The sequence below is a fragment of the Citrobacter sp. Cf125 genome, from assembly GCF_030333935.1.
Lineage (GTDB): Bacteria > Pseudomonadota > Gammaproteobacteria > Enterobacterales > Enterobacteriaceae > Citrobacter > Citrobacter freundii.
Genome location: NZ_JAOWEY010000025.1, coordinates 888,593 through 907,880, shown reverse-complemented (window position 1 = coordinate 907,880; position 19,288 = coordinate 888,593). Strand labels below are relative to the sequence as shown.

Genomic DNA, 19,288 nt, shown 5'->3' with positions numbered 1-19,288 from the left:
GCAGCTTTTATGATTCTCCCTCATCATTTGAAATGAGGTTTCAACTTTCTTCGTTAAGGTCCACTTTGAACGTCTCCGCTGCCTTACGCCAGGTCGCTTCCCGCACGCCCTGGTATGCCAAACGCAAGAGTTATAAGGTTCTTTTTTGGCGCGAAATCACTCCGCTGGCTGTCCCCATTTTCCTGGAAAACACCTGTGTGCTATTGATGGGTGTTCTGAGTACCTTCCTGGTAAGCTGGTTGGGAAAAGAAGCAATGGCCGGTGTCGGACTCGCCGACAGTTTTAATATGGTCATCATGGCATTTTTCGCCGCCATCGATCTGGGTACCACCGTAGTTGTAGCATTTAGCCTCGGGAAACGAGATCGTCGACGGGCCAGAGCCGCAGCCAGACAATCGCTGGTGATCATGACAATTTTTGCTACCGTGCTGGCAGCGGTCATTCACTATTTTGGTCAACAGATTATTGACGTTGTCGCAGGTGAAGCAACGCCAGACGTTAAAGCTTTGGCACTTACCTATCTGGAGCTAACGGTGCTCAGCTACCCGGCGGCAGCCATTGCGCTGATCGGCAGTGGCGCACTACGTGGGGCCGGAAATACTAAAATACCGTTGTTGATAAACGGAGGTATGAACATCCTGAATATCATCATCAGTAGCATCCTGATTTACGGGATCTTTTCCTGGCAAGGTCTGGGATTTGTGGGAGCAGGCCTGGGACTGACCATTTCGCGCTACATCGGGGCGATTGCCATCATCTGGGTACTGATGATTGGTTTTAACCCCGCGCTGCGAATTCCCTTCAAAAGCTATTTTAAGCCACTCAATCTCGCCATTATATGGGAGGTGATGGGGATCGGCATTCCGGCAAGTATCGAGTCAGTGCTGTTCAATGGCGGTAAACTTTTGACGCAGATGTTTGTTTCAGGCATGGGAACCAGCGTTATCGCCGGGAACTTTATTGCATTTTCTATCGCCGCGCTTATCAATTTACCGGGGAATGCTTTAGGTTCCGCGTCGACAATCATTACCGGCAGGCGTCTGGGAAATGGCCAGATTGCCCAGGCTGAAATCCAGCTACGGCATGTGTTCTGGCTGTCGACGATTGGCCTAACGGCAATTGCCTGGCTAACCGCACCTTTCGCCGGGGTGATGGCCTCATTTTATACCCACGATCAGGATGTAAAAGAGGTCATAGTCATCCTGATTTGGCTCAACGCAGCATTTATGCCGATATGGGCAGCCTCCTGGGTGTTACCAGCGGGCTTTAAAGGTGCACGAGATGCACGTTTTGCTATGTGGGTATCGATGCTGGGCATGTGGGGCTGCCGCGTAGTCGCGGGCTACACTCTGGGTATCGTATTAGGATGGGGAGTTGTCGGCGTTTGGTTAGGTATGTTCTTCGACTGGGCCGTGCGCGCCGCGTTATTTTACTGGCGTATGGTCACAGGCCGCTGGTTGTGGAAATACCCACGCCCCGAACGCGAAAAGTGCATAAAACAACCGGTTGCGTCTGAATAATCGGCGAAATGAGGAATATTTCAGCAAACGATCGCATTTATCCATTCTGGCTTTGACAACGCTGAGCGGCATCGCTAATATTCGCCTCGTTCAAACGATTCCTCTGTAGTTCAGTCGGTAGAACGGCGGACTGTTAATCCGTATGTCACTGGTTCGAGTCCAGTCAGAGGAGCCATATTTAAGAAGCCTGCTCAGGAAACTAAGCAGGCTTTTTGCTTTTCTGCGATCCCATTAACCAGGTAGAGCGCTTCACTTCACACCCAGGCTTTTCCATACTGGCAACGAGAGAAGCCCGTTTCTCACGGGCTTTTATTGTTAAATCTGATAATCAATCACCGCTTCATCTGGCTCCATCGCCTGACGCTTAATTTCATCGACGGATAACCCTGCGTTGCATAGCTCGATGAATCGCCAGACGTAGTTGCGCTGCAGTTGTCCGCGTTTAAGCCCTAGCCAAACGGTATTTGCATCAAACAAATGCCGGGTATCCAGACGGGTTAACGTCCCCTCTTCCTGCTCGCCGCTGGATTGCTCTGCCACCAGCCCAATCCCCAATCCCAGTGACACGTAAGTTTTAATCACATCCGAGTCCTGGGCGCTGAGAATAATATCAGGTATCAGCCCCTTGCGAGCAAACGCCTCATCGATGCGGGAACGCCCTGTAATCCCCTGACGATAGGTAATTAACGGCCAGTGAGCGATGGACTCCAGCGTTAGCGGAGAAGCCTTCACTAATGGATGGTCATGAGGAACAAGCAGGCTGTGGTGCCAACGAAACCAGGGAAAAGCCACCAACAATGGATCGCTGCTCAGCCGCTCACTGGCAATTCCGATATCTGCCCCGCCATTTTGTAGCAGGACATCAATCTCCTGTGGTGTGCCCTGAATAAGTTCCAGACGCACCTCAGGGAACAACTCACGAAAGGCTTTTATCACCGCAGGCAAGCTATAGCGTGCCTGGGTATGCGTGGTGGCAATCGTCAGAACGCCGGACGTGTCATTGGTAAACAGATCCGCCAGTCGACGAACATTGCTGGCCTCATTCAGAATACGTTCGGCAATGATCAGCAAGGCTTTACCCGGTTCAGTCATGCCCAACAGGCGTTTACCACGACGGATAAAAATTTCGATGCCAAGTTCATCTTCAAGTTCACGAATGTGTCGGCTGACGCCCGACTGCGAGGTGTACAGTATATTCGCGACCTCCGTCAGGTTGTAATCCTGACGGGCCGCCTCGCGGATTATTTTGAGTTGCTGGAAATTCACGTTTCACTCCGGGCACATCAGACATTACGCTATTGTTAAAGTCTGATGCCCGGCATAACAAATAATAAAAACCTGCATCTTATTCCTCGCGGGAATAAGGTTTAGCTGACCAGCTGCAGTTCGCGATTTTCCAGCGCCGGACGGCTAACCAGCGATAGCAGGATCTCCTTCACTGCCTGCGCCTGGGGCGATAAGCTCCCTCTGGCTGACACGTTCAACGATAATGGCAGATTCATCGATGGGGTTGTGATGCGCGCCATCCAGCCGTTCGCTGCATTGCATAATGAACGGGCGGCCGACTCGGGCAACACTGTGACGCCCATACCACTGGCAATGGCAGCCGTCAGGGTGGAGATAGATTCAATTTCGCCAATCACTTTAGCCGTTAAGCGACGTAGCGAAAAAGCTTCATCCACGCGCAGGCGAACCGCGCTGTAATCCCGTGGCAAGAACAAACTCATCTGCGCCACCGCGGCTAAATCGACGCTTTGCCCCGGACACTCACGCGTGCCGACCAGATACAGATCCTCTTTAAGCAACGGTTGACTGCTGATGCCCGCCACGGGTGAACGCTCATAGAGCACTGCCATATCTAATTGCCCGCTGAGCAGCTTGTCATTCAGCACTGCCCCACTGTTTTCATGCAGATAGACCTGCACATCGGGCAGTTCGGCACGTAGCGTCTGTAATAACGGCATGGTAATGGATGACGCTGCTGTCCCCGGCGCAAGGCCGATAGAGACCTGGCCTGTCAAGGTCTGTCCCACGTTATTAACCGCAAGTTGCGCCTGTTCACACTGACGTAAAATCGTCCGGGCGTGGGTATATAACACTTTTCCTGCTTCCGTCGGCGTGACGCCACGCTTGGTACGAATCAGCAATTGCTGATCAAGCTCACCTTCCAGCGTAGCGACCTGCTGGCTCAGCGCGGGTTGCGCAATGTGCAATACTTCCGCTGCCTGGGTCAGGCTACCAATATCGACGATTTTCACGAAATATTTCAGTCGTCTAAAGTTCATTTTGCCTCCTGTCGGAATACCAGAACCCGTGCTGGCAGTCATTGAATTCAGGATTGCAAGATGCTTGCCACTTTCGTCTAAAACGGTGTTTTATGGTTAAAGCCGCACAAAGTCAGGAGTAAAAGCGAAGGAAGATCATTCTGCACACCTAAATATCTCATTCAGGCTGCCCTGGAAGAGGTAGACACGCACCAGAATGGGGCAAAAGCATAAAAAGACGGAAAGATCGCCGCTTTGCTGATTTTGTCAGCAAACGAACACACAAATGTATTTACCCCTTTGACAAGCCTCACCACCCTCGCTAATATGCGCCTCGTTCAAACGATTCCTCTGTAGTTCAGTCGGTAGAACGGCGGACTGTTAATCCGTATGTCACTGGTTCGAGTCCAGTCAGAGGAGCCATATTTAAGAAGCCTGCTCAGGAAACTAAGCAGGCTTTTTGCTTTTCTACGTTTGTTAATCACACCGAAAGCCTCAGCTTAGAATGGCTTCCAGTCGGGCCAGCACTTCATTTACAACAGCTTCGGGTATACGTTCCAGACACTTACCGTTCCGAGCCTCCATATCAATCGTTCTGGGTTGGTCGCAGCGAATAACACCCGTTGTTTTTGTTCCCGCACCGTCCAGGGAGACGGTAAAACCGGCTGCGCGGGCAAAGTTTCCGCCGCTAGTGACGGGAACGACAACAGGTAGCCGGGTGAACTTATTAAATGATGCTGGAGAAACGATAAGCACCGGACGTTTTCCGCTTTGCTCATGTCCGGCTGTAGGATCCAGTGAGACGAGCCAGATTTCCCCTCTGTCCATTTACAGGATCTCCTTACCCACTGCAGGCGCATCAATCCATTCCCTATCCTCATCGCTCATTTCGGCGTGCGGATCGCACTGCGCCAGCAGTTCCTCAAGCGAATAACGAGGTCGTTTCTGGGGTTCAATAATCAGGCAGCCATTATCAATGGTCATACCCACTTCGCTGTCCGTCGACAGCTCCAGCGTTTTCAGCACGGCAGGAGGAACCGCCAGCATGATGGATCCGCCGACCTTTTTCAGGCGAGTGGTATACATAGAACACCTCCGAATATTATATTTTAATATAACATCAATGGTGGGTGGTGCGCAATTTTTAGTCAGATTCATTGTGATTTCCTCAGCGTGGCTAAGCGTGAAGGAGACCTTAATCCGTCCGAAGACAGAGCCGGCAGTTTTCAAAGGCTGCATTACCGGTAAAACGGCTACCCTCCTGATACATCAGGCGCTTCTTTCAGGTCATGACGCATTTCGTGCAGGCGGGAGCTTAGTTCGTGGTAAGAAGGCCGATAATAGAAAACTGTTTTGCGATTCAAAGGATTATGACGGTTCAGATAAAAGAAATGCGGCACAGCTTCCGGCTCGGACCTTCTCCGGAGAAGTATCAGCGATAGCGCAAAGGCCAAATTAGTTCAGATGTGACACCCGGCAATTAGGCAAGAGAAAAAAGGACGAAAACGCGTTTACAGAGAACATATGACCTAAAGTAGCAATATGACATCAAGACTAATCATAACGTCACAAAATATATCATGTTCATTGATTTATAAAGAAAAATTAGCCACATCTATTGCAATGTCATCCGAGCAGAGTAACATGAATTGTTGAAATATTAGTCGTCGAAAAGTCGAGATAATAGATGAGGTGATATGTGAATCCCCCTTTACTGCGTTCCTATAATGCCGTTATCGAACATACGTTATCCCAAGCAAAAAGATCCAGAACCACGAAACACATTGCCGGTTTTTGTCAGTTACAGGGGCCCACGGGCAGTGGAAAAACTAGCGCTCTCTACCGTTCTAGCTTCGCCGATAACACCCCTCCGGCGTTAGAGACAATAAAAAAATCAGGCTCTCAGGCCATTCTGGTTACCCATCGCTGGAATATACTCCACGACATTTACGAAAAAACAGCTTCGCATGAAGACAGCAATGGAAAACCATTTAACGTTAGTGTGCTTTACGCGCAGGATGAACAAATTGTTTCTGCAATCGAGGTTACTCCGCTACCTCATGAGAAAGATATTTCCGCAGATTCACTTCCGGATCCCTTTAATTCAATCAACGAACTTGAGGAAAAAAACTTATTTGTCGCCCCAGATATTGCAGACAAACTGCGTAAGAATTGCAGGAATATCCTATATATCAATAAATCATTGAAAGTATACCCGGCACATTTACGTGTAGCTATCGCCAGTGAAAAAGAGGCGTTAATAAAATCATGTGCGGCAGTTGAGATATCGATAATTCAAAATATCAAATTGCTGGAAAAAGAAGCCAGGAAACAAAAAGAAAAATATGGTGAAGAACATGAACTCTTACAGATCGCCAAGCAACGAGTTGATGACTTCCGTCGTCATGCCTGGGTCAGACGCATTCTGCCCGCCATCGCCTGGCGCGACGAAAAACAACACCTGCTGATTATGACAACCCAAAAGCTCGTTTCATCATTTTACGATGGGCGGCGCAAAGTACGAATGTCCAGCAAAGAGCTGCGCAATTATGTCATTTTTATTGATGAATTTGATTATCAGGCTGAGGTACTACAGGAATATCTGGCGCAAGCTCAATGGGTTCAGGAACCGCCTGAATGCTTGGGGCAGTTACTCGAGGGGGGACGCAGATTACTGCAACGAATGCAATATGTTGAAACAGCACCTGCACCGATGATCCGTGAACGTCTTGGGACATTTCTTAACGAACTAGATAACGCCTTAAAAGGAAAAAAAATTGATTTAACACATGCCAGATCGCTAGTAATTCCTCTGCAAAGATATCTGGATAATAAACCCTTCGGTGAACATTATTTATTTCGCTCCGATCAACTGGTAACCAGTGAGCGCCTTATCATGCGCCAGGCTGAACATGGCTACGAAATTATCAGACCAGATTTCTCATTTCAGGATAACGATCAGGCTATCGACATCAGTGATTTTTTGCGCCTGATGGAAAAGTTTATTCGAAAGTTCAGTCTGATGTTAACGGACCTGACAGCCAGCGAAGATGAAACGTATGAATACATCAAAAAGTTAACCCGACTTCTGTTCGACCCGGTTAATGACTACAGACCGTCATATTATGGTTCAACCCTGCCAAATATGTCTCGGTTTTTGTTACCACGTACCGATCTGCCTGAACTACGGGAACTAAGAAAAAGTAATATTTTGCCCAATACACATGCCAGTATTTTTGGGTTAACTAACTGGTTGCTGAAACAAAATGTTGTGGATACAGATATCGATCCATTACGAATACAGATCAAGCGTGCGTTCTTGCCAACAACAGCAGAAGGTTTACTACTGTCACTAGCCAGCCGTAATCTCGTTTTTGCACTGTCGGCCACATCATATATTGAAAGAGCCTGCAACCACTTTGATGTCCGGTGGATAAACTCAGCCTTACGCTATATTGCAGAAGCACGTAACCCTACAGTTACGGAAAGCTTTCTCGGAACTACTTTTGAAAACCGACCTGATTCCTGGTTTAAAGAACCGATTCCCTACGTTCAGTCCGATGATGACCTTAAGTTACAAAATACCGCGATTGAAGAAATCAATAGCAGCAAGGAAAGCATCAGAAAGACACAACTGAATACTGAGATCCATGATTTTAATAGAACAAAGAACAGCCCGCATTCAGCCGATCTTCTCGCTTCTCTGCCCCCTGATTTTTTCCAGAATGATGATGAACCTTCAACAGATTTCGAATCAGAGTATCGCCAAAATATTCTACTTAAGCTGCTTGATGTGCTGGATCTAGCAGGAAAAAGACCTCAGCACAGAGGGCATCTGGCTTTTGTTAATTCCATATCTTATTTAAGAAAATGGCTAACCGCTGCAATAGCGACACAAAGCAGAGATTGCCTCACATGGTTAAAGCTGGATCCGCCTTTATCCGACAATCTTCTGCTAAAGAATTTTACTGATGTATTTATCCCGTTGACTATACATAACGAGCCCGCACTAATCTGTCTGTTAACCGCAGAATGTCAGAAAAAAAAGGGCTTCAGTGATGCCTATCAGGCTGCATTTGCTTCCCGACGTATTGTTATTGTGCTGACACAAACTGCCTCTGCCACCAACGGTATAAATCTGGATTTCAGCCTACCTGAATCCGGCAAGAATATGGATTTGACCTGTTTATATTTACTGGAATCACGGCATTTTTACTTTTCCGCTTTCCAGACTAGTGCAGATAGCAATGATGATATGGCACATGCAGGCTTCCAGTTACGCAATCTGGAAAAACTACTACGAGCAGGGGAAATTTCACGTAAACAGCATCAGCGCTTTATCCTGCCACTGATGTTGAACAGGAAGAACGAAATCTCCCGGTTAAACGGAGAGTATAAGAGAACCAGCGATTATATAAAAAATACGGCAGCCAATGTTCAACAGCAGGTTGGTCGTATTGAGAGAGCCTGGTGCGAAGTACCCAACGCTGAGATTCACCTTGATGCTGAACTAGCAAAAGACCTGTCCCGCTTTGCTTCATTACCTATCTATACATCAAATCGTCGACAGCTTTCGGCACTCAATCGTCAATTACTGGATACACTTCGGGAGCGTGATGAACTGACACAGAATAATTTCTTCAGCCAGCTCATGACGCCGACACAGCCTGGAAAACTAGCAGTGGATTATATCGATCAGCGACTAGTTCCGGCTATTCGGTTGTTACGGGAACAGTCAACACCAAGAGATGACATCCCATTACTCTGGCGACAACTCGGTAAAGCAGTACTTCAACATGATTTAGCCTGGAAACCGGGAAAAAACGCTTTCGACATTGATCTTGAATTATATAAATGGGCTTGCTTTGAAAAACCGAAATTAGCTAATACTGACGGCAAAATCTGGTACTCCCCACAGACATGGCAGTTTTTTGACAAAACAGCAGAAGGGCTGCGCCAATACAACCCTCAGAAACTGTATCAGTATATTCAACGTCATCCTGTCATTACTGACTGGTTCAACCGTAAGGGTTACAGAACGTCTATTATGCCATTCGCGAACGATTTGGAAGAGCGTTACGCATTCCATCCACTAGCTATACAACGCCTACTGATGGGACGTCTGGGAGAAGAAGCTATCCGTGCACTTCTTTATTCAGAGAGCATCATTACCACCAGCCAAGTGAGCAATCACCGGCTTTTTGAGCAGTATGATTTCAGCATAAAAAATTCTGATTATCGTGTGGATGCTAAGTTTTGGAGACAAGATACTCTTGATAAGGCAGATGAAGAATATCAACAATGGTTGGCATCTGGCGCAAATCAAGAGCATACCCCTCTGGGTCTGAGTAAAAAACTGGCACAAATTCGCGCTATCGAGGGTAATAAAACCAAATTGGTTATCGCCAACTTTGTTGCTCCACATGCTGATAGTCAATTACTGGGTTTCTCTCACCAATTAACCCGTGTTCAAAATCCTTATGAGGCGGACATTCTGATTCTCGGCGGATGCGTGACCCCAGACACCATTTCAGTGGAAACACCCGGATTCGGGCAACTAAAAAAAATCATCAATCAAAACATTATGGAAAGAGCATAACATCATGGCGAAACGTAATGACGAAATAATCCGTTCTCTCCCTCTTTCACACATGATTTACCGGGACAACGAGATCGATCGGGAGAAAGCTGAAAAACTAGTTGTCTATCATTATCCGTTAAGTAAAAACTATCGCTGGAATGAATGGCAAAGCCGAATTGATGATGAGTTAGGCAGTCGTTATTATCCTTATTTGATGAAATCTCATAAGGATCAATTTGGACTATACGTTGCTTTGGACTCAGAGCAAGACAAGCCACCAATAATAAAAAATGGTGATGGGATTATTGTTGAGCCAACGCGTGTCCATTACGAGGCTATGCTGAATCCAGTATGGATCCGACTTATCATGCGTAAAGTCTCCGCCTTTGGTTCACATTGCAAAGGTAGCCATACACTGGGATGCCCATTACTACAGACTGACGTCTGGAAAAGTAAGAATAGTTGCGGTATCAATGCAATTAGTCTGGACTGTCGCACTCAACAAAGAAGCGATAAAAATATCACTGAGGTTATATTATTTCATAAAAATGTTCCACTACGTCCAGTCGATATAAAAGACGAATTATTTAAGATTCATCAACCATTATGGATTTATGATAAAAATAATGTTCTTGCCCGCTGGAAAGCGGAAGAAACGACAAAACCTAAATTTCAAATTTACCGGGAGGTAGCCAAAAATAAAGATAAACGCAAGCTACGCCCTTTTCTCGACCTTTCGTCTTCAACCTCACTCAAAAATAGCTGGCCTTGGATCCTTCAACCCGTTCAAAATGAATTTATTGAGCAAGCAAGAAAATTTGGCTTCGGATTATCTCCAATAGTACTTAAGTTAAGCCCTTTACCGCTTAAAACAAAATTCAAAACAGCTGACAAGGCTAAATTCCCAAGTGTACAGCTTGACAGAGAGATAAAGATTCTTGATCTACGTTTTTCGAAAAATGTATCCCCACAATACATTGTTAATAACATTCAGTCGCTGCTGAATGAAAAATATCCTGATGCACGCATGTCATTACTACCTGATATAGAACCGGATCAGATTGTGAACATAGAAATTGATGGATCACAGTGTCTACTTGTTTTGCTGGATCAGACTCCGGGTATCATTGACGACCGCTATCCATTGACACAAATGTTAAGAACAAAAGCTGCCTGCCAGCATATTAATGTTAATCCTTTTGATCTCACAGGTGACCCAATTACGGATAACTTACTCATAGAACAGTCTACCCCTGACGGTGACACGAGGCTTATTCCTGCCACAGATTCTCGTTACTATGATTATAGTATCAGTGATTTTGAGAAAAAAGCGGTTCAAGAATCTTTGGCACGTAATGTTGAAATTGTATATAAAGAATTAGCCCTGAAGCATTTACTGCTATGCAATGAGACCAAAATTAGTGTGACGCTTCCGCAGCAGAAGGATCTACTCACTAGCAGTCTCGCTGTAATCACTAATGGCTGTTTGTTTACTGTTAAACAAGACCGCCCAATAATATTACCTTTCCACCCAGCTATGCCGGATGCTGTTTCAGCCTGTGATAATATACTCTGTTCATTTGATACCTCTGTAACAGCACTACTCGCTTTGCTTAACGAAAAGTGGCCTTACCATTATCGCCCCCAAGATATTACACAAGGGATTTGGAATGAAGCAGAGAAGTTGACCCGATTTATTAATCGGTTGACGGTGATAATTCACAAAACGGAAGAAGTGACTATCCTCCTTCAGGATCCACAATATGGAGCACCTCATATGCTTCCGGAGAGATTAAACGATTTAATGACTATTCTGGATTCTCAACGGCAACAACTCCCTCTTAATAAATGGTTATTACCTGAAATGGATGAACTAATATTTCATATAGACCAACTTACTGAAGAAGGTGAATTATCCGATACAAATAAAAATACGTTACTTCGTGAACTAGAGTTGTTGTGTGACCTATGGAAATGTGCTTTAAGAAAATATTATTCCGACAATGAATTCAATGTCACTTATGATGTTTTAAAAAATTATGTTTTTTCCCAATGGCCTGAAAAGAAAAATGCGCTTATGGTGGCAGTCGCTAAAAAATCAGTAAAAAGAGCCAGTACATCATTAATAGCATCATGGAATAAATTATTATCTCGTGTCTTCGATTTACCTTTAGGCGATCCTCGCAACTGGCTCAAGAACGTACCAGGTATTACACGACTCTGGCATGATCCAGAGCAAAATTACGTCATTGTTGGCAGTCTTTCATCCCCTCAACCCATTATTCAACGACAACCCAGTATTCGCCAATGGCATGCATTGCAGGGTGAACTTAATTCCGAACTTCTTGCCGGACTAGTTGATGTTGATTGGGTCAGAATGAATCAACTAGCGGGCAATCCCTGTGTGGCTACGCTTGTGCGTCGATGGAAGGAATGTCAGGTTCAGCTGGATGTGGACTGTCCCCCCCGGTAGACGATCCTGCCCTATAGTTTGAGCATAGGGGGAGCATATGGGCACACCACGATTTACACCTGAATTTAAGGAAGAAGCCGTCCGTCAGATAACAGAACGCGGTTATTCCGTTGCCGAAGTATCTGACCGTCTGGGCGTTTCTGCGCACAGCCTCTACAAGTGGCTACGGGCTATCAAGCCTGATAACAGCGAACAACATGCCCGGGATTTACTGGAAGCCAAAAGCGAAATCCTGAAACCACGCGCGCAGCTAAAACGTACCGAAGAAGAACGGGATATCCTGAAAAAGGCCGCGCGGTACTTTGCAAGGGAGCCCGACTGAAGTACCGCTTTATCAATGAACACCGCACTGTATGGGGTGTGATGACGATGTGTCTGGTACTGAATGTCGCCCGGGCCGGGGTCTATGCGTGGCTGCACAACCCGGTCTCGGCGCGTGATAAAGATAACCAGTATCTGCTGATGCTTATCCGCGACGCCTATTCACTGAGCGGAGGCGTTTACGGTTACCGGCGGGTTCATGGCGATCTGAACGAAATCGGGGAAACCTGCGGTAAAAACCCCGGGTGGGCCGCATCATGCAACTGAACCGGATTAAAGCGGTACGCGGCTATAAAGCGCCACGTCGTATCGTCGGCAGACCTTCAGTGGTCGCTCCTAATCGCGTGCAGCGGCAGTTTACCGTTGTCCGGGCCAATCAGGTCTGGGTCACCGATATTACTTACATCCGCACCTGGCAGGGATGGTTGTATCTGGCGGTGGTTATCGATCTCTTCGCCCGTAACGTGGTCGGCTGGTCGATGAAGCCCTCTCTCACGCGAACTGGCGCTGGATGCGCTGATGATGGCCGTCTGGCGTCGAAAACCGGACGGCGAGGTCATCGTACATAGCGGTCAAGGTAGCCAGTATGGAAGTGACGACTGGCAGCGCTTCTGCCGGGTCAATAACCTGGCTCCGAGTATGAGCCGGCGTGGCAACTGCTGGGATAATGCGGTGGCCGAATCGTTTTTCAGTTCACTGAAAAAAGAACGTATCAGGAAGAGAATATACAAAACCCGGGATCTGGCCCGGGCGGATATCTTCGATTACATTGAAGTGTTCTACAACCGGGCCCGGCGCCACAGTCATCTCGGCGGCGTCAGTCCGGAGGCCTTCGAACAGACCTCGTCGTGAGGACAGAATTTGTCCACTGTCGTGGGGTCAGTCCATAAATGACTCCGAGGTGTCTGTTAAACCTGTGGCGATTCACTTAACAAACTGTAAACCCGACAAAGCAACCATAATGCTTCTGTATTATTGACGGTGAAATGCATATTGCATATACATCCACCTTCGAATTATACAATAGCCCATCTTAATTAATACCTTATCATAATTTCAACATTGAATACCTGCCAGGACAATCTATTCTAGTTAATGGTATATGGTGAATTTATAATTTTCGCCATATTTTCTCATTAACATCATTATGTCCATTAATATTAAGGAGAAAATGATGAAAACACTTAACTTTCTCTTAGTTACATACTTAACTGTCATACCTATTGCATCAGTAACCTCTGCGGCAATAAAACCCACTGACGAACTGATTGAACAGGCAAAGGTAATAAGTGATATTAATGATGTAAAACTTAGCCATAAGGTTGTAAGAAATGGCTTTGAGGAGTTTAAAAAACGGTCTATAAAGAACCATTCTCTGGTGGTGTTTATATTGTTAATGGTGATACCCCTATTGCTAATGAATCTGACTTGCGAGAGTTTTATGAAAGAGAACTTGCAGCCAGTTGGAAAAGTGTTTTATTCGGTTTTAATATAAATGAAAACACATGGCTTATTGTTGATGCCCCACAGGGGAATATAAGTAAATGGGACAACGTAACAAAAAGGAATCTCACCTATTGTATAAGTACCTCGTTTGGAGAGAAATATGACACCGTCGTAGCAGCAATGCATGATGCAGCTAAAGCATGGTCAGATGCAAGTGATGTAAGATTTATACATTCTTCATGGCTTGACCCACTTTGCAATGAGAATACAACTGATGTCATATTTGATGTTCGGCCTGTAGATGTCAATGGGCAATACCTTGCACGTGCGTTTTTCCCAAGATACGAAAGATTACAACGAAATGTTCTTATCGATAAATCAGCGCTGAATCTTTCACCTGGAAAGTTAACCTTGACCGGCATACTCAGACATGAACTAGGACATACGCTTTCATTTAGGCATGAGCAAACTCGCCCTGAAGCAGGCAAATGTTTCGAGGACAAGGACTGGAAACCTTTAACTTCATATGATGGGTTTTCAGTAATGCATTACCCTCAATGTAATGGACTGGGTGACTGGTCCCTTAATTTAACAGAAAAAGATAAAATAGGTTCTGCATGCCTTTATGGCCCAGTCCCCAATGCTGTTTTTGATCCTACCGTATGCTCAATAAAAGGGTGATTATAATGAAATTATTACCATTCCTATTTTTAATTAGTATGCCACTATCTGGTATTGCTGCACAGGTGCCTAATAATGATTTAAATGTAGATGGATACGATTCAAAAGGATTCCCTAATTTTGATAAGAAAGACCTTGGGTCTGCTTTAAGTTCTGGTGGTCAGTATGGAAGAAAAAAAATTGCACAATGGGGAGATCCTCTGACACCACCGCAAACAAGAACAAGATGTATAGGTGAAGCATGGGGTAACTGGCCATGGGGAGGAGAATGGCGTACCTGCAACCAGTGGGCAACTGATTACCGGACAATGCAGGTAGAAGTATATATGAATGGAATTGGTCCCACAGATCTTTCAGAAGCCGCGCGCAGCGTAGTGGAAAACATAGTAGCTACGTGCGTTGGTCTCTCCTCCGCTGTTGCAGTTGCCGCACTTTGGGCTACACCATCACCAGAACCAACTGCCCGAGTTGCTGCGGCATACGCAGGCGCATCCGCCACTTTTACTGGATGCCTTTCCGGTAAGGCTGCTGAACTAACTGCCGTTGGCCTGGCTACGGCTGCAATAAAACTGGCCTTTGAACAATCCGCTGGGTGGTCAAACTGGAGTAATGAATAAAATAATAGCCGGCCAAGTATCAATCTTTGATTACTTTCACACTAATCTTAGCCAAAGCTGGCTTTTAAGATACCCCTTTTACTCTAAAAAAGAGTAAAAGGGGTCAGTCATGAAAACATTAATGTTATAAGCCGGCTTGTAGCGCCATTCTTGTTAGTGTAATGCCCTTCCTCTATATAAACATTACCGAAAGACTAGATGTATGAATCACTGTGATTAACTTTGTCACTTATAAATTATTCATCATCGAAGATGTTCTCAAACTCAATGTTTGCTCCACGCTCGCAACAGACATGGTCAGATGTCATTCCAACCATCACATGCCAAATCACACTCCTCTTTCCCATCCAATATCCACATCATAAGATTTTTATAAAAAACAATGCGTTAATACGTTCAACGTAATACAATTATATTTCCAATTGTAATGATAACCATTCTCATATTACTATAATCGCGTGATAATTAACTTTTGATACATTCCGCATGTCTGACCACGCCACTACCACTGCTTCCTTTACGCTCGAGTCGCTTTATGGCGCACATCACGGCTGGCTGAAAAGCTGGCTGACGCGCAAACTCCAGTCCGCCTTTGATGCAGATGACATTGCCCAGGACACTTTTCTACGGGTAATGGGCAGCGGGCCGCTCTCGACGATCCGCGATCCGCGTTCCTTTCTGTGCACTCTCGCCAAACGGGTGATGGTCGACCTGTTTCGCCGAAACGCGCTGGAAAAAGCCTATCTGGAGATGCTGGCGCTTATGCCGGAAAATCTCGCGCCTTCGCCAGAGGAACGCGAGAGTCAGCTCGAAACCCTGCAACTCATCGACAGCATGCTTGACGGGCTGAGCGGAAAAACACGCGAAGCGTTTCTCCTTTCGCAGCTGGATGGTCTGACCTACAGCGAAATAGCGCTAAAGCTCGGTGTTTCGGTCAGTTCAGTGAAAAAATATATGGCAAAGGCTATCGAACATTGTCTGCTGTTTCGTCTGGAGCACGGTCTGTGAACGCCTCTATCACCGATTCTCGCCGCCAGGCATTGCGCTCGGCATCACACTGGTATGCCGTATTGAGCGACGAGCGTGTCAGCCCACAGCAGGAAGCGCGCTGGCAACAATGGTATGAAGAGGACAAAGATCATCAGTGGGCCTGGCAACAGGTTGAAAACCTGCGCAGCCAGCTCAGCAGCGTTCCGGGCGATGTCGCCAGCCGGGCGCTGCACGATACGCGTCTTACACGTCGTCATGTCATGAAAGGGCTACTGCTGCTGCTCGGCGTGGGCGGCAGCTGGCAGCTCTGGCAATCTGAAGCCGGAGAAGGTCTGCGCGCGGACTACCGCACCGCCAAAGGGGCTGTCAGCCATCAGCGGCTGGACGATGGCTCGCTGCTGACGCTCAACACGCAAAGCGCCGCGGACGTTCGTTTTGATACGCGTCAACGCGCTGTCCATCTCTGGTACGGCGAAATTGCTATTACTACCGCAAAAGACGCGCAGCAGAGACCTTTCCACGTTGTGACCCGCCAGGGCCGGCTCACCGCGTTAGGCACAGAATTTACCGTCTACCAGCAGGACAACGTCACACGCGTTACCGTTCAACAACACGCGGTTGAAGTCTTACTGGCAAATCTTCCGCAGGAAAAACGCATCGTCAGCGCTGGCGAGAGCCTGCAGTTTAGCGCGTCTGAATTTGGTGCAATTACCTCAGCGGATGATGAAAGCGCCGCCTGGACGCAGGGCATTCTGAGCTTTAGCGATAAACCTCTGGGTGAAGTGATTGCCACGCTGAGCCGTTATCGCAACGGCGTGCTGCGCTGCGATCCGGCTGTGGCCGGGTTACGCCTGAGCGGGACCTTCCCGCTGAACAATACCGATGCCATCCTGAATGTTATCGCGCAGACTCTTCCAGTGAAAATTCAGTCGGTTACGCGATACTGGGTAAATATCTCAGCATTGTAAGAAAAATAATTCTCATTTCGATTGTCCTTTTTCCCCTTCTCATTCGACTCATAGATGAACACAACAAAAATGATGATGGAGAAGGTATGACGCCTTTACGCGTTTTTCGCAAAACAACACCTTTGGTTAACGCCATTCGCCTGAGCCTGCTGCCGCTGGCTGGGCTCTCGTTATCCGCTTTCGCAGCGCAGATTGATATTGCACCAGGCTCACTCGATAAAGCGCTAAACCAATATGCCGCACGCAGCGGAATTACCCTGTCTGTTGACGCCAGCCTGACGCGCGGCAAACAGAGTAACGGTCTTCACGGTGACTACGACGTCGAAACCGGTCTGCAACACCTGCTGAACGGTAGCGGCCTGCAGGTGAAACCACTGGGGAATAACAGCTGGACGCTCGAACACGTTCCTGCGCCGCAGGAAGATGCGCTCACGGTTGTGGGCGACTGGCTGGGCGATGCGCGCGAAAACGACGTATTCGAACATGCCGGCGCGCGTGACGTTATCCGCCGTGAAGATTTCGCCAAAACCGGCGCGACGACCATGCGCGAGGTGCTGAACCGCATTCCTGGCGTTACCGCCCCGGAGAACAACGGTACCGGTAGCCACGATCTGGCGATGAACTTTGGTATTCGCGGCCTGAACCCGCGCCTTGCCAGCCGTTCAACGGTACTGATGGACGGTATTCCGGTGCCGTTTGCCCCTTACGGCCAGCCGCAGCTTTCCCTGGCACCCGTTTCGCTCGGAAATATGGACGCCATCGATGTGGTACGCGGCGGCGGTGCCGTACGTTACGGACCTCAGAGCGTGGGCGGCGTGGTGAACTTTGTCACCCGCGCCATTCCGCAAGACTTCGGTATCGAAGCCGGCATGGAAGGCCAGCTCAGCCCAACGTCCTCACAAAATAACCCAAAAGAGACACACAATCTGATGGTGGGCGGCACGGCGGATAACGGTTTTGGTACCGCCCTGCTTTACTCCGGCACCCGCGGCAGCGACTGGCGCGAGCACAGCGCGACGCGCATCGACGACCTGATGCTGAAAAGCAAATATGCGCCGAACGACGTGCATACTTTCAACAGCCTGCTGCAATACTACGACGGTGAAGCCGACATGCCCGGCGGCCTGTCGCGCGCGGATTACAACGCCGACCGCTGGCAGTCCACGCGCCCTTACGATCGCTTCTGGGGGCGCCGCAAGCTGGCAAGCCTCGGCTATCAGTTTCAGCCGGACAGCCAGCATAAATTCAATATTCAGGGCTTCTACACCGAAACCCTGCGTAGCGGCTACCTGGAACAGGGCAAACGCCTCACCCTTTCACCGCGTAACTACTGGGTACGCGGCATTGAACCGCGCTACAGTCAGAGCTTTATGGTGGGTCCTTCCGCGCACGAAGTGGGCGTGGGATACCGCTATGTGAGCGAGTCGACGCATGAAATGCGTTACTACACCGCCACCAGCAGCGGACAACTCCCGTCCAGCGCTAGCCCATACGATCGCGACACCCGTTCCGGTACCGAAGCGCACGCCTGGTATCTGGATGACAAAATCGACGTAGGCAACTGGACGATCACACCGGGTATGCGCTTTGAACATATCGAGTCATACCAGAACAACGCCATCAAAGGCACACATGAAGAAGTGAGTTACAACGCCCCACTTCCGGCGCTAAACGTGCTTTATCACCTGACTGATAGCTGGAATCTTTATGCAAACACTGAAGGCTCATTCGGCACCGTACAGTACAGCCAAATTGGCAAGGCTGTGCAAAGCGGCAATGTGGAACCGGAAAAAGCGCGAACCTGGGAGCTCGGAACCCGATACGACGATGGCGCGCTGACAGCGGAAATGGGGCTGTTCCTGATTAACTTTAATAATCAGTACGACTCCAACCAGACCAACGACACTGTAACCGCACGGGGTAAAACGCGCCATACCGGGCTGGAAACCCAGGCCCGCTATGACCTCGGCACGCTGACGCCAACGCTCGACAACGTTTCGGTCTACGCAAGCTATGCGTATGTGAACGCCGAGATCCGCGAGAAAGGCGACACCTACGGCAACCAGGTGCCGTTCTCGCCGAAACACAAAGGCACATTGGGCGTGGACTATAAACCGGGTAGCTGGACCTTCAACCTGAACAGCGATTTCCAGTCCAGCCAGTTTGCGGATAACGCCAACACCGTGAAAGAGAGCGCCGACGGCAGCACCGGCCGCATCCCGGGCTTCATGCTCTGGGGCGCACGCGTAGCCTATGATTTTGGTCCGCAGATGGCAGACCTGAACCTGGCGTTCGGCGTGAAGAATATCTTCGACCAGGCGTACTTCACCCGCTCTTATGACGACAACAACAAAGGCATCTACGCAGGCCAGCCGCGCACGCTGTATATGCAGGGGTCGTTGAAGTTCTAATTCACACCGATTTCGT

The 19,288-nt window shown here is 48.0% G+C and carries 12 protein-coding genes, 2 tRNA genes and 1 pseudogene; 11 read left to right on the top strand and 4 right to left on the bottom strand.

Annotated features, from left to right (window positions below; all coding sequences use genetic code 11):
- Positions 1-32: 32 nt before the first annotated feature.
- Positions 33-1,520: an EmmdR/YeeO family multidrug/toxin efflux MATE transporter gene (locus OGV89_RS20975; RefSeq protein ID WP_003846749.1), complete on the top strand. Its 1,488-nt coding sequence runs from the start codon at positions 33-35 to the stop codon at positions 1,518-1,520.
- 99 nt (positions 1,521-1,619) lie between these two features.
- A tRNA-Asn gene (locus tag OGV89_RS20970) sits at positions 1,620-1,695 on the top strand.
- Between the two features lie 140 nt (positions 1,696-1,835).
- Here OGV89_RS20970 and cbl read toward each other — a convergent pair.
- Entirely contained in the window at positions 1,836-2,786 is a 951-nt protein-coding gene (gene cbl, locus OGV89_RS20965) for an HTH-type transcriptional regulator Cbl (protein WP_003832224.1), read from the bottom strand.
- A 101-nt stretch (positions 2,787-2,887) separates the two neighbouring features.
- Entirely contained in the window at positions 2,888-3,805 is a 918-nt protein-coding gene (nac, locus tag OGV89_RS20960) for a nitrogen assimilation transcriptional regulator NAC (RefSeq protein WP_061549521.1), read from the bottom strand.
- Between the two features lie 326 nt (positions 3,806-4,131).
- Between nac and OGV89_RS20955 the strand changes: the two genes are divergently transcribed.
- Positions 4,132-4,207: transfer RNA gene (locus tag OGV89_RS20955), tRNA-Asn, on the top strand.
- Positions 4,208-4,279: 72 nt separating this feature from the next.
- On the opposite strand, the gene OGV89_RS20950 is transcribed toward OGV89_RS20955, so the two are convergent.
- Positions 4,280-4,612: a type II toxin-antitoxin system PemK/MazF family toxin gene (locus tag OGV89_RS20950; protein ID WP_003846754.1), complete on the bottom strand. Its 333-nt coding sequence runs from the start codon at positions 4,610-4,612 to the stop codon at positions 4,280-4,282.
- A complete protein-coding gene (locus OGV89_RS20945) occupies positions 4,613-4,870 on the bottom strand; it encodes an AbrB/MazE/SpoVT family DNA-binding domain-containing protein (protein WP_003836694.1) in 258 nt (85 codons plus the stop codon).
- Between the two features lie 613 nt (positions 4,871-5,483).
- Between OGV89_RS20945 and OGV89_RS20940 the strand changes: the two genes are divergently transcribed.
- From OGV89_RS20940 to fecA, 8 genes and pseudogenes are all read left to right on the top strand, one after another.
- Positions 5,484-9,383, top strand: coding sequence for a hypothetical protein (locus OGV89_RS20940; RefSeq protein WP_003846760.1), 3,900 nt, complete (start codon positions 5,484-5,486; stop codon positions 9,381-9,383).
- A 4-nt stretch (positions 9,384-9,387) separates the two neighbouring features.
- Complete coding sequence (locus tag OGV89_RS20935) at positions 9,388-11,838, top strand: hypothetical protein (RefSeq protein WP_003846761.1); 2,451 nt, start codon at positions 9,388-9,390, stop codon at positions 11,836-11,838.
- A 37-nt stretch (positions 11,839-11,875) separates the two neighbouring features.
- Positions 11,876-13,011, top strand: a pseudogene (locus OGV89_RS20930) (IS3 family transposase).
- A gap of 576 nt (positions 13,012-13,587) precedes the next feature.
- Complete coding sequence (locus OGV89_RS20925; RefSeq protein ID WP_286559243.1) at positions 13,588-14,286, top strand: matrixin family metalloprotease; 699 nt, start codon at positions 13,588-13,590, stop codon at positions 14,284-14,286.
- A 5-nt stretch (positions 14,287-14,291) separates the two neighbouring features.
- Complete coding sequence (locus OGV89_RS20920) at positions 14,292-14,903, top strand: hypothetical protein (protein WP_032939255.1); 612 nt, start codon at positions 14,292-14,294, stop codon at positions 14,901-14,903.
- 486 nt (positions 14,904-15,389) lie between these two features.
- Entirely contained in the window at positions 15,390-15,911 is a 522-nt protein-coding gene (gene fecI, locus OGV89_RS20915; protein ID WP_032936172.1) for a ferric citrate uptake sigma factor FecI, read from the top strand.
- Positions 15,908-16,861: a ferric citrate uptake sigma factor regulator FecR gene (gene fecR / locus OGV89_RS20910; RefSeq protein WP_200002934.1), complete on the top strand. Its 954-nt coding sequence runs from the start codon at positions 15,908-15,910 to the stop codon at positions 16,859-16,861. The genes fecI and fecR overlap by 4 nt, the downstream gene beginning before the upstream one ends.
- Positions 16,862-16,947: 86 nt before the next feature.
- A complete protein-coding gene (gene fecA, locus OGV89_RS20905; protein WP_286559241.1) occupies positions 16,948-19,272 on the top strand; it encodes a TonB-dependent Fe(3+) dicitrate receptor FecA in 2,325 nt (774 codons plus the stop codon).
- The last annotated feature ends 16 nt before the right edge of the window (positions 19,273-19,288 follow it).

What these genes read in the sequence shown, in the direction of transcription:
- OGV89_RS20975 (WP_003846749.1), top strand. Translation starts at nt 33, where the DNA reads ATGAGGTTTCAACTTTCTTCGTTAAGGTCCACTTTGAACGTCTCCGCT.
- nac (WP_061549521.1), bottom strand. Translation starts at nt 3,805, where the DNA reads ATGAACTTTAGACGACTGAAATATTTCGTGAAAATCGTCGATATTGGT.
- OGV89_RS20935 (WP_003846761.1), top strand. Translation starts at nt 9,388, where the DNA reads ATGGCGAAACGTAATGACGAAATAATCCGTTCTCTCCCTCTTTCACAC.
- OGV89_RS20945 (WP_003836694.1), bottom strand. Translation starts at nt 4,870, where the DNA reads ATGTATACCACTCGCCTGAAAAAGGTCGGCGGATCCATCATGCTGGCG.
- fecA (WP_286559241.1), top strand. Translation starts at nt 16,948, where the DNA reads ATGACGCCTTTACGCGTTTTTCGCAAAACAACACCTTTGGTTAACGCC.
- OGV89_RS20950 (WP_003846754.1), bottom strand. Translation starts at nt 4,612, where the DNA reads ATGGACAGAGGGGAAATCTGGCTCGTCTCACTGGATCCTACAGCCGGA.
- OGV89_RS20920 (WP_032939255.1), top strand. Translation starts at nt 14,292, where the DNA reads ATGAAATTATTACCATTCCTATTTTTAATTAGTATGCCACTATCTGGT.
- fecI (WP_032936172.1), top strand. Translation starts at nt 15,390, where the DNA reads ATGTCTGACCACGCCACTACCACTGCTTCCTTTACGCTCGAGTCGCTT.